Source organism: bacterium (assembly GCA_035281585.1).
GTDB lineage: Bacteria > UBA10199 > UBA10199 > DSSB01 > DSSB01 > DATEDP01.
Genome location: DATEDP010000137.1, coordinates 48717 through 60640 on the forward strand (window position 1 = coordinate 48717; position 11924 = coordinate 60640).

At 62.5% G+C, this 11924-nt stretch carries 7 protein-coding genes; 3 read left to right on the forward strand and 4 right to left on the reverse strand.

Features of this window, described 5'->3' with window-relative positions:
• Window positions 1–50: 50 nt before the first annotated feature.
• The 3 genes from purQ to purB all read right to left on the reverse strand — a co-directional run bounded on the left by purQ (window position 51) and on the right by purB (window position 2398).
• A complete protein-coding gene (purQ, locus tag VJR29_12640) occupies window positions 51–731 on the reverse strand; it encodes a phosphoribosylformylglycinamidine synthase subunit PurQ (protein ID HKY64255.1) in 681 nt (226 codons plus the stop codon).
• Between the two features lies 1 nt (window position 732).
• Window positions 733–972 carry a phosphoribosylformylglycinamidine synthase subunit PurS gene (purS, locus tag VJR29_12645; protein HKY64256.1) on the reverse strand — a complete coding sequence of 80 codons (240 nt, stop codon included), beginning with the start codon at window positions 970–972 and terminating at the stop codon, window positions 733–735.
• A gap of 130 nt (window positions 973–1102) precedes the next feature.
• Complete coding sequence (gene purB, locus VJR29_12650) at window positions 1103–2398, reverse strand: adenylosuccinate lyase (GenBank protein ID HKY64257.1); 1296 nt, start codon at window positions 2396–2398, stop codon at window positions 1103–1105.
• 356 nt (window positions 2399–2754) lie between these two features.
• Here purB and VJR29_12655 point away from each other — a divergent pair, with 356 nt between their 5' ends.
• The gene (locus VJR29_12655; GenBank protein ID HKY64258.1) at window positions 2755–7812 is read left to right on the forward strand and encodes a sigma 54-interacting transcriptional regulator; all 5058 of its coding nucleotides are present in this window, start codon (window positions 2755–2757) and stop codon (window positions 7810–7812) included.
• Between the two features lie 182 nt (window positions 7813–7994).
• Here the strand turns inward: VJR29_12655 and VJR29_12660 are convergent, their stop codons facing one another.
• A complete protein-coding gene (locus tag VJR29_12660; GenBank protein HKY64259.1) occupies window positions 7995–8639 on the reverse strand; it encodes a hypothetical protein in 645 nt (214 codons plus the stop codon).
• Window positions 8640–8893: 254 nt separating this feature from the next.
• Between VJR29_12660 and VJR29_12665 the strand changes: the two genes are divergently transcribed.
• Both VJR29_12665 and VJR29_12670 read left to right on the forward strand, forming a co-directional pair.
• Window positions 8894–10381: a hypothetical protein gene (locus VJR29_12665; protein HKY64260.1), complete on the forward strand. Its 1488-nt coding sequence runs from the start codon at window positions 8894–8896 to the stop codon at window positions 10379–10381.
• A gap of 187 nt (window positions 10382–10568) precedes the next feature.
• Window positions 10569–11924: hypothetical protein (locus tag VJR29_12670; GenBank protein HKY64261.1), on the forward strand; the 1356-nt coding region annotated here is incomplete at its 3' end.

Consider the following 11924-nt stretch of genomic DNA (forward strand, 5'->3'; position numbering starts at 1 on the left):
CCGCCAACGCTCTACCTCCCCCTGACCCCCTCCTTACAAAGGAGGGGGAATTAGCTCAGCAAACTCTCGAACAAAATTTTTCCGTCGGTCCCGCCCAGGGCCGCCTCGACCACCCGCTCGGGATGGGGCATCAACCCGACCACGTTGCGCCGGCCATTGCAGACGCCGGCGATGTTGGCCAGCGCGCCGTTGGGATTGGCCGCCTCGCTGGCCTGCCCCTGCTCGTCGACGTAGCGAAACACGACCTGGCCTTCGCCTTCCAGCCGCTGCAAGCCTTCGCCATCAATATAATAGTTGCCCTCGCCGTGATTGATCGGGATGCGGAGCAGCCCGCCGGTCTTGGCTTTCTTGGTGAAAGGAGTCCTTTCGGTCTCGACCTTCAAGGTCACGTATTGGCAAAGGAATTGGAGCGACTTGTTGCGCAGCAAGGCGCCGGGCAACAAGCCGGCCTCGGTCAAAATCTGGAAGCCGTTGCAGATCCCCAGAACCGGCCCGCCCTTTTCGGCGAAGGCCGCCACCTCGCGCATCACCGGCGAATACTTGGCGATGGCCCCGCAGCGCAGGTAATCGCCGTAGGAGAAGCCGCCGGGCAGCATGATCGCGTCGCAGCCCTTCAGGTCATGGTCCTTGTGCCAAAGATAGACCGGCTCGAAGCCGACGTTGAGGCCGAGGGCGTGGTAGAGATCATGATCGCAATTGGTGCCGGGGAATAGGACGACGCCGACTTTCACCTTAGAGTATCTCCACTTCGAAGCTTTCGATGACGGTGTTGGCCAACAGCTTGTCGGCCAGCGCCTTCAACCGCGGCTCGGCTTTAGCCTTGTCCTCGGTGTTGAGGTCGATCTCGAAGACCTTGCCGGCCCGGACGTCGGTCAATTCCTCGAAGCCGAGGGCGTGGCCGCTGTTGAGGATGGCCTTTCCTTGGGGGTCGAGGACTCCCTTCTTCAGCTTTACCGTCACTTTTGCTTTCATAGTTCTCCTATTCCCTCCCCTTTATAAGGGGAGGGTTAGGGAGGGGTAGAAAGTACCGCGATGGGCAAAAGATTTTGCGCATCGCCCACGCTCTACCTCCCCCTGCCCCCTCCTTACAAAGGAGGGGGAACTACCTTCCAAATACCCGCTTAAAGATCGTCCCCACATGCTTGGTGTGGTGCTTCAAGTCGAAGATCGCGTCGATCTGCTTGGGGCTTAGATACTTCAAAACCTCGGGCTCGGATTTGAGGAGCTTGGCGAAGCTCTCCCTCGTCTCCCAGACCTTCATCGCGTGGCGTTGGACGATGGCGTAGGCATCCTCGCGCCGCATCCCGGCTTCGATGAAGGCTAGCAAGACTTGCTGGCTGTGCACCAGCCCTCCCAGGCTTTGCAGGTTCTTCAGCATCCGCTCGGGATAAACCAGCAGCTTTTCCAGCAACCCGGTCAGCCGGCCGAGCATGAAGTCCAAAGTCACGGTCGCATCGGGCCCGATCACCCGCTCGACGCTGGAGTGGCTGATGTCGCGCTCGTGCCAGAGCGGCTGGTTCTCCAAGGCCGCCACCGCGTATCCCCGGATCAAGCGGGCCAAGCCCGAGAGGTTTTCCGAAAGCACCGGATTGCGCTTGTGCGGCATCGCCGAGGAGCCCTTCTGGCCGGGCGAAAAGTATTCCTCGGCTTCGAGCACCTCGGTGCGTTGGAGGTGGCGGATCTCGGTCGCGATCTTGTCGACGGTCCCGGCGATCACCGCCAGGGCCGAGAAGTAAAAAGCGTGGCGATCGCGCTGCACGATTTGGGAGGAAGCCGGCGCCGCCTTGAGGCCCAGCTTCTTCATCACGTATTTTTCAACCGCCGGCGGGCTGTGGGCGAAGGTGCCGACGGCGCCCGAGCACTTGCCGTAGGCGATCTGCTCCATGGCCAATTCCAGCCGCTCGCGATTGCGCCGCATCTCGTCGTACCAGATCGCCAGCTTGAGCCCGAAGGTGATGGGCTCGGCGTGGATGCCGTGGGAGCGCCCGACCTGGATCGTGTCCTTGTGCTCATGAGCCCGCTTCTTCAAGACCTTGAGCAAGGCGTCGATGTCGGCGAGCAGGATCTTGCCGGCATCGCGGAGCTGCATCGCCAGGCAGGTGTCGAGGACGTCGGAGCTGGTGAGGCCCATGTGGAGAAAGCGGCCCGAAGGGCCGACGAACTCGGCCACGCAGCTCACGAAGGCGATGACATCGTGCTTGGTGACCGCCTCGATCTCCTCGATCCGAGCCAGGTCGAAGCGCGCCTTCTTTTGAATGTTCTTCAGGTCTTGGGCGGGAATCTTCCCCAATCGGGCCCAGGCCTCGCAGGCGGCGACTTCAATGTCGAGCCAGCGCTGAAACTTGGCCTCGGGCTCCCAAATTTGCACCATGGCGGGTCGGCTGTAACGTGCGAGCAAGGGAACTCCGGAAAGAAAAGGGCTGAAAGATCAACGGAATCAGCGAGGGTCGATTAACGTAGGGGTCCCTTAGGAAGCAAGAGAAAACGCGCCGCCAAGCGTCATCCTGAGGGGAGCGAAGCGACGAAGGATCTGCGACTGCCCAAGAAGCTTAAGGCTCCAGCGCAGCTTCGTGCCCTCAGAAACCCGCTAACGGCACGAAGGGAATCGGCCCTTCGAAGGCCCTTGGTGGGTCGCAGATCCTTCCCCCAGTCTCACTTGAACCTGCGGCGTTCGACTGGGGCCCCCGCTCAGGATGACTTTGTTTGACCGTCAACCCCTTCAAATGCATAATATTCAAAAGGAAAATTTTGAAATTGGCGCCGCGCTATCAAATTCAAAAGATTTTAGGCGAAGGAGGCATGGGAAGGGTCTTTCAGGCTTGGGATTCCCAGCAGCGGAGGAAGCTCGCCCTCAAAGTGCTCAAGCCGGAGATGGCTTCGGCCTCGCTGGCCGAGGAATTCCGCTTGCTCAGCCGGCTCTCCCACCCCAACTTGGTCGGCATTTTCGATTATCACGCCGAGCTCTCCGAGCATGTCGACGATCCCCAACTCCACGGGCCTTGCTTCACGATGGAGCTGTTGGAGGGCCGGCCCTTGGACCGGCTCGAACCGGCGACCGATCCTGAGCAAATCGTCCGGATCCTAGGCGGCGTCGCTTCGGCCCTTCACTATTTGCATTCGCGCAACATCCTCCATCGCGACCTCAAGCCCTCCAACCTCTTTTGGGACTCGAGCCGGCTCCGGCTCTTGGACTTCGGCTTGTCCGGCGGCGCCGAGCGCCACGGCGCCGGCGCCGGCACTCCGGCTTACCTCCCGCCCGAAGCTTTTTGGGGCGAATACGGTCGGGCCGGCGATCTCTTCGCCTTGGGAGCTTCCATTTACGAGTGGCTTTGCGGCGCCCCACCCTTTCCGACCTGGCCTCCTCCGGCCGGAAAAGCGGTCAAGGCCCGGCCCTTGAACTCATCCCGCCCCGAGCTGCCGGACTTCCTCGGCGACCTGCTCGCCCGTCTCTTGGAAATCTCGCCGGGCCGGCGGCCGAGCTCGGCCTTGAGCCTCGTTCATTTTCTGCGTCGCCATGGCTTGGAGGGAAGCGACGGCGAAAGCGCGGTCGCCCTGCCTTCCCGCTTGGCCTGGCAAAGTCCGCCGGCGGTCGTGGAAGCTTGCGGCCGGGCGCGGCGCGGCGAAAGCGGCGAAAAATTCTTGGCCATCGTCGGGCCCAGCGGCAGCGGCCGGAGCCGCTTGCTCGAGGAGCTGCGCTGGGAATCTCAGCTCGGGGGCGGCGAGTGGCATTCGCTGACGCCGCGCGAGGCGGCGACCTGGCATTCGCGGCTGCTCCGCCGATTCAATGGCAAAGAGCTTTCCCTGACCTTGACCGATTCGCTGACCGCCTTGCTCGCCGGCGGCCGCGACCGGGCCGTGGCCTTCGAGGATTTCCACGAGTGGCCCGAGTCGACCCTCCGTGAAATCCGTTTGCTGCTGGAGATGGCCGAAGGCCGAAGCGACATCCCGACTTTTTTCTTCGACGTGAACAGCGAGCTGGAAGGGCCGGATCTGCGAGCCTGGCGGCGGCAGCTCGAAAGCTCGGCCGCCGGCCGAAGCCTGGATCTGCCCGAGCTAAGCGAAGCCCAGGCCCGGTCCCTGCTCGCATCCGCTCCCTTGGAAAAGCCGCCGGCCGAAGCTTGGACCCGAGGCTGGCTCGAGCAAAGCGGCGGCCGGCCCCTGCTATTGATGGAAGGCCTGCGCCGCGGCCTGGCCGAGGACTTCGCCGCCGCGGCCGTCACCGCCGCTTCGGCGCCGGAGCGGCTGCGCGAAGCGGCGCGGCGCCAGATCGAAGGCCTCTCGACGCCGGCGAAAAGGCTTTTCGCCCTTTTCTTGAGCCGGGGAAGGGCCTTGGATTTGGCGCAAATCGCGGCCCTCGAGCCGGAAGAAAATTGGGAGCGGGATTTGGCCGAGCTGGACCGAAGCTCGCTGCTCCGGCTCGGCCCCGGAACCTCGAGCTCGAGGCGCTTGGCCCAGCCCTCGCTCCGCGATTTTCATCTATCGGCTCTGCCGGCGGACCTGCTTCGGGAGGCCCACCGGCGCTGGCTGCGGCATGATCTCGCCCAAGCCCCGCCGCCGGAGCAAGCCGGAAGCCTGGCCCTTCATCTCGCCGAGCATGCCGCGGCGGTGGGCGACGCGGAGCTGGCAAAGACTTGGGGCCTGGCCGCGGCCGCCTACCATGAAGGCCGCGAGGAACCGGCCGCGGCCCTCGCTTGTTATCGAAAGCTGCTGCCACTCGCCGCCGGCGCCGAAGATCGCTACGTCCTCCACGGCAGCATGGCTCCGCTTTTTCACCGGCTGGGCCGCTACGCCGAAGCCGGTCAAGCCTATGCCCAATGGTCGGCCGACCGGCCCGACGATGAGACGAGATTGCAGAAGAACAAATTTCATCTGTTCAGCGGGATGGTCGAGTACTCGGCCGGAAATTGGGACGCCGCCCGCGAGCATTTCGAAAGCAGCTTGAAAATCGGCCCCCCCGGCATCCATCCCCGGCATCACCCCTATCACGCCCGGTCGCTGAACTTCATGGCGGCGATCGAAAAGCGCGCCGGCCGGCCCGAGGCCGCCCGCGAGCATTTGCGGAAGGCGCTGGAGCTGGCCGGCGAGGATGGAGTGCTGCGCGGCGAGATCGAGCAGCGCTGGGGCGAGCTGGAGCAAAGCCTCGGCCGCTTCCTCCCGGCCTTCGATCACTTGCGGCGCAATCGGGAGCTTTTCCAAAAAACCCGAAAGCCCCAAACCGAGGCGGTGTCCTATCAATTGCTGGGACTCTGGGCCCAGGACTACGGCCGTCTCACCGAGAGCGAGCGGCTGATGAGCCGCTCGATCGAATTGTCCAAGGCCGGCGGCGCCGTTCTCCAGGCCGCCCGCTATTTGCAAAACCGGGCCCTGCTCCATCTCGAGATGGCCCGCTACGGCGAAGCTTGGGAAGAAATGAAAGAGGCCGGAAAAATATTGCGGGCCTACGGCAACGAGGAAGACTTGAACCTGAGCCGGCTGCACCTCGCGGAATTTCACTCCCGTCTCGGAAATCCGGCGACCGCCGCGAAGCTGCTCGAAGAGGCCGCGAACGCCGAATCGACTTCAAGCTGGGAGCTCCTCTATCAGAGGGGCCAGCACCGGCGGCGCCAGGGCGCCTTGGCCGAAGCCGAGGCCGATTGGCAAGCCGCCGCGTCGGACCAGGCCGGCTTCGCGGCCCGAATGAAATTGGCGATGGCCCGGCTGGGATTGGCCGCGGCCTTGGGCCGGCTGCCCGCCCATTCCGAGCTGCTTCAGGCCACGCTTCGCGAGCTATCGGGCCTCGAGGGCCGGCTCTACCCGGCTTGGCGCCGAAGCCTGGAGCTATGGAGCGCCGAGACCGAGCGCCTGCCCGGTCTATTGCCGGCCTTCCTCGGCGCGCTCGGCCAGCTCGAATCGCCGGAGCAGCGCCGCGAGCTGTTGGCTAACTCGGCGCTGGCCTTGGCCCGGCGAGGCTTGGGGCAAAGCGCTCAAATTTTATGGCAAAAACAATGGGAAGAAGGGCTCCAGATCGCGGCCTCGCTTCCCGAGGAGCTAAAAATGGAATACGAAAAAAACCTCGAAGGCAGCTCGTTGGACGAAGAGCTGAAAAAGATCATCGGTGCGACTCAAGAATTCCCCCCCTTTGAAAAAGGGGGGGCCGGGGGGGATTTAAAAGCGTCGGCGCCAAACCCAGTCTCCGCACCCCCGCCCCCTCCTCTCCCGACCCGCGGTCTCTCCGAGCAGCGCTTCCGTCAATTCAGCGAGATCGCGCGCCAGATCGCCGGCAAGACCGCGCTGAACGAAGTCTTGGAGCGAGTGATGGACGCGGCGATCGAGTTGACCGGCGCCGAACGGGGCTTCTTGCTTTTGGAAAATCCCAAGAGCCCGGCGCCGCTGGCCGGCTTCGAAGTCAAGACCGCCCGTCACTTCAACCAGCAGAGCCTGGGCGGCGAGGAGCTGCAGATCTCGATGACCGCGGTCCGCCAAGCGATGGATCGCGGCTCGACCTTGCTCAGCGCCAATGCCCAGCACGACGAGCGGCTCAAGGACAAGCAAAGCGTCGTCCAGTACCAATTGAAATCGATCCTGGCGGTCCCGCTCGAATTGGAGGGCCGGGTCTTGGGGGCGATCTACCTGGACCACCGTTACGCTCCCGACTGCTTCCGCGAGGAAGACATCGTTCTCCTCGACTCTTTTTCGGCCCAGGCCGCCCTCGCCGTCCAAAAGGCCCGCTTCATCGCCGAGCTGAAGCAGGCCAACTCCAAGCTCGAGGAAAAAGTCCTAAGCCAGGCCCAGCGCATCGAGGTCCTCTCGGTCGAGCTGGCCCAGGTCCGCGACCAGCTCCGCTACGGCTACGACGAGATCGTCGGCGGCTCGCCCAAGATGATGGAGGTCTTCCATTTGCTGGATCACGTCAGCGACACGATGATCCCGGTCTGGATCTACGGCGAGTCCGGCACCGGCAAGGAGCTGGTGGCCCGTTCGCTTCATGAGAACAGCTCCCGAAAGAAAGGCCCGCTCGTCACGATCAACTGCAGCGCCATCCCCGAGACTTTGCTCGAAAGCGAGCTCTTCGGCCACAAGCGCGGCGCCTTCACCCACGCCGACCGCGACCGGATCGGACTCTTCGAGCAGGCCAGCGGCGGCACCCTCTTCATGGACGAGGTCGCCGATATGTCGCTGAACATGCAGGTCAAGCTGCTCCGGGTCCTGCAAGAGAACGAAGTGCGGCCGCTCGGCGCGGCCAAGGCGGTCAAGGTCGACGTCCGGCTGGTCACGGCCTCGAACCAGGACCTGCAGCAGCTGGTCGCCGATGAGAAATTCCGCCAAGACCTCTATTTTCGGATCAACGGGATCACCATTCCATTGCCGCCGCTGCGCGAACGCAAGGAGGACATCCCCCTGCTGGTGAGCCACTTGATCGAAAAGCTCAGCCATTCTTTCAAGCTCGGGACTTCCAAGCTGAGCGAGGCCGCCTATGAAAAATTGGTGAGCTATTCCTGGCCCGGCAATATCCGCCAGCTCGAGTCGGTGCTGCGCAACGCCTTGCTCTTCGCCCAGGGCGGCGAGATCGGCCCTCACCTGCTCAATCTCCCGCCCGAGGCCCGGCCCGGCGTCATCGGCGGCCGCAGCGTCGAGGAGAGCACGCCCAAGAGCCAAGAAAGGGCCGAAGAGCGGCGGCTCATCATCGAGGCCCTCCGCCGCCACAAGATGGACAAAAACGCGGCGGCCAAGGACCTCGACGTCACCCTGCGCTGCCTCTACATGCGGATGGACCGCCACGGCATCCCGAAGAACAAATCGGTCCTCGCCAAATTTTTGGGCTTGAAGAATTAGTCGGCGCGGAAAAATCCAGATATCGACGATTTCCCCCTTTGAAAAAGGGGGAAAAGGGGGATTTAAAGCGGTCGCTGGAAAAAGAAAGCCTGGAAATCGAACCTCGTTGCTTTGCAACGGCTTTGAATCCCCCCTGGCCCCCTTTTTCAAAGGGGGGTAAGAGAAGGCGCCAAGAACCTCCGTCAATCAACGGTCACCGGGACGGGCCGGTCCTCGACCGATTGATAATCGGGACTCTCGCCGGCCGCTTCGACACAATGCTGATCGGTGTCGGCATTCTCGAAGCTCAAGGGCGAAGCTAGCTCGGCGACGATGACCTGCACCAGGGCCCCGGTCACCGGCAGGAGCACGTCGAGCTGGGCCGGCTCCTCATGGGTGATGAGCATGGCGAAGAAGGGGTCCAGCGGCGGCCGCAACTTCATCACCGTCGAAAAATGGCCGACCTCGGCATCGTTCAAGGCTCGGGTCACCTGGTAGCGCTGGGCGTTCGGATCGGTGATGCGCAGAAAGCCGGCGACGCCCATCTGAGTCCGGTCGTTGAAGACCTGGCCGCTCAATCGGACCTTCAAATCGCCGTTGGCTTCTTGGCATATCACCCTGCCCTTGGCCTCGCGCAAAACGTAATTGTAGCCGTGCACGTCCTTGGAGGGTCCGGAAAATCCCGCATCGAGCGGCTGAGCCGCCGAGCCGCTTCCGCCGAGCGGGCCGCCCACGGTGGTGTCGCCGACCGGACCGGCGCCGCCGCTGCCCGGAGCGCCGCCGATGCCGCCGGAGCAAGCCAGCAGCAGAAAAGTCAGGAACAGAATGGGAATGAAGCGCCGACCCACGATTTTCCTCCGAACCACCTTATTTATCGTAGGGGAGAGCCCGGGAGTTGTCCATCGAAGCCCTGCCTGGCACCATATTTTGAAATTGTGAACCATGTGAAATCTATTCATTCAAATTATTCAATTCTAGGCGCGATCAATTTAATAACTTATTAAAATTATTCATGATTTAAGTTTAATGGTTTTGGCCCAGCGCTTGCTTTTCTTCCTGGCATCGGCGTCGAGGAAACGACGCCTCAAGGAGGATCGAAAAAATGGAAAGCAATCGCGTTCGTCAATCTCAAGTCACCGGAACCCCCGTCTACGACTCCAAGGCCCTGGCCTACGGCGGTCAAACCGCCACCAAGTCGCTCGGCGGCTACAGCGATCCGGCTCTGGTCCAATGGTTGGAGCAGGCCACCGCCTACTACAACGCGGTGATGGCCGGCGATCCCAGCACGCCCGCCCCTTCCCAACAGGAATGGAATGAATTCCTCGCCCAGCTCCAGTGGGCCCAGCAACAGCTCGGCTACGGCCAGCAAGCTTGGGATCCGAGCCTGGGCGGCATGGGCGGCGGCGCTCCCTTGGGCGGACCGCAGCAGGGCCAGACCAACCAGTTCGGCGGCATGGCCGGAACGATGGACAACTGGGTTTACACCAACGGCAAGTCCCAGATCGGCTTCACCGGCAACGGCACCCACGACATCTGGAGCAATGAGTTCATTCTCGACGTCGCGCCGGTCTCGGCCCAGGTCACGATCGAGATGACCACCGACACCCGCTTCCAGCCGCCGGAGGAAGTCGCCAAGATCGTCGTCACCGATCCGGCCACCGGCACCGAAGCGGTCTACTTCGTCCACGACTTCGACCCGGCGGCCGGCGACACGATCAAAATCAACACGCCCGATGCCGGCCAGCTCAGGGACGCCAACGGCATCGCGACTTGGGGCGAGTTCAGCCAAGTCGCGGAAGGCTCCAAGCCCGAGTCCAGCATCCCGGGCGAGGAACAGCCCGACGGCAGCCTGCTCTATGAGCCGGAATTCTCGGGCGAGATCGTCGATTTCTGGGCCCAGCCCGGCGAGGACCAAAAGCACGTCGTCTATGCCGACGCCAACATCTCGGTGAAACCGTCGGATACGGTCGAGTTCAGCGCCAACTTCGGCGGCGACGTCATCGTCAAGGTCAAGCACAGCGACGGCTCGACCGACACCTACATCGTGAAAAAGGGCTACAACGTGAACGTCAACGTCAACGAGGAGTATATCGAAGGCGATATCCCCTCCTCGCTCGCCGACCGGGTGACCATCAACGGCGCCGCCGAAACCACCGGAACCATGGACGGCGACGCCATCGTCGAGGCCCTGCTCGCGGCCACCGGCCGGACCGAAGCCCAGCTCCAAAGCGCCCTCGATGCCTCGGGCATGAACATGACGCTCGAGGAATTCAAGGCCGCGCTTTCCGAAGGCGAGCTCACCGACCCGGTGGACGCCAAGCTGCTGAACTTCCTGGCGGTCCTCGACCCCGCCCTGGCCGAAAGCCTCAACGAGCTGAAGAACTCTTGGAGCGACGGCGAGAGCGACAACGAGGACATCGAAGACATCATGGAGGATGTCCGCGGCCGGATGATCGAGCTCTTGAGCGTCCTCGATCCCAACTCGATCTACTCGCCGGGTCAAGGCGTGGGCGAAATCGAAATCGACGGCGAAAACTTATGTTGGTCGATCGATGCCGGCAGCGGCGACCTGACCGCCGAATATTCCTAAGCTGTCTCTTCTCAATACCCTCCCGCCAGGCGCCTCCCCGGGCGCCTGGCTTTTTTTTGCCGCATCCCACTTTGAGAACAAGAGGAACTTTTTCTTCCCTTCTTTCGACGAGTCGGCCGCTAAGTCCTTGAAATTGCGTTGCCGCGCCTTGGCACCGCCCTTGCTTTATAACCAATCCGGAGGTTCCATGACGCCGAACGTTCGCTATCGCCCTGGTCAGAAAATTCAGCCCGCGCCCCCGCCGCCGCCCGCGCCATCCCCCAACGAAGGAAAAGCTCCGGGCCCGGTCCTCAAAATCACCGACGACTCACCGCTGGTCAAACTCCTCCAAAGCAGCGGCCGCACCCCGACCCATCCGCTCACCGCCAAGGCCGCTCCGGCATTGAAGAAAGTCACGCCGGTCGACGTTCAGAAGTCTGAGCAAGCTTTCCGTCAAGCCAAGATCCACGCCGAGCGCGGCCGGCTCGAGGAAACCTTCAAGTCGCTGGAGAAGGCGTACTTGCTCAACCCCGACAGCGAAAAAGCCGCCTTGGCGCTCAGTGAAATCCTGACGGTGGGCGGCAACCCCGAGTTCGCTCACAATTTGCTTGGCGAGTTTTTGGGGCGCCATCCTGAGTCGCTGCCAATTCGTCACGGCCGACTGAGCCTGAGCAGGATGCTGCTTGCTCAGCTTATCAATGAAGTTGGCGGTTGGGAGGTGCTGACGCCGGAAGATGTGACAAGGAGGAAGGAAGGCATCGAAAAAATCGCCGCGGCCTTAAACATTGACATCGACCAAGCCCTGATCTTTCGCGCCCAGGCTCCGGCCCTCCGCGAGCAGCTCAAGGAATTCGAAAGCAAGTCGACGGAAATTCACGCCATGGATTTCGAGGCGAAGGCGGAGATCCTCGATCAGCTTCAAAGCGCCTCAGACCAACTCCAGGCCCTCGCGGCTTCCCCGAGGCTCGCCGACGCCGAGGGGCAGATGATCGCCGCCGAACTGAAGACCCTGGGCAAGGAGATCTCGGATAAATTGCTCCGATTCGCCGAATCCGACAGCAATCCCCAGATCCATAGTCAGGTACCGCTCTCGAAAGCCAACCAGGCCATCGCCGAAGGCCGCCTCGACGATGCCTTGGCTTATTTTGAAACCTACCGCGACGCCGGATGTAAGGAGTTGGGCAACGGCGACTCCGAAAAGGGCATCTCGATCTTGCGCGAAAAATTTCAATCGGCCGAGGCTCATTTCAAAAACAACAACGAGGCCGAGGCCGAGAAGGCGGTGGAAGGAATTTCGCGGAACCTGCTCTTGGCCCACAAGTTCATCGAGGAAGCCGGCGCCGCGAAGCTGCGTCAGGCCAATTTGGCCGCCCTCGCCGCCTGGCGAGAGGAGATCATCGCCGAGGCCCAATCCCAGCGTGAAAACGTCGGCGCTCTCGACAACGCTTGGGACAAGATCTGGCGGCCCGAAGTCACCGAGGCCGACAAGATCCTCAAGAGCGAAACCATCCGGCTCAATCTCGTCTCGGCCGTCCGAGCTCGGCTGGAAAGCGGAAAGTTCAAG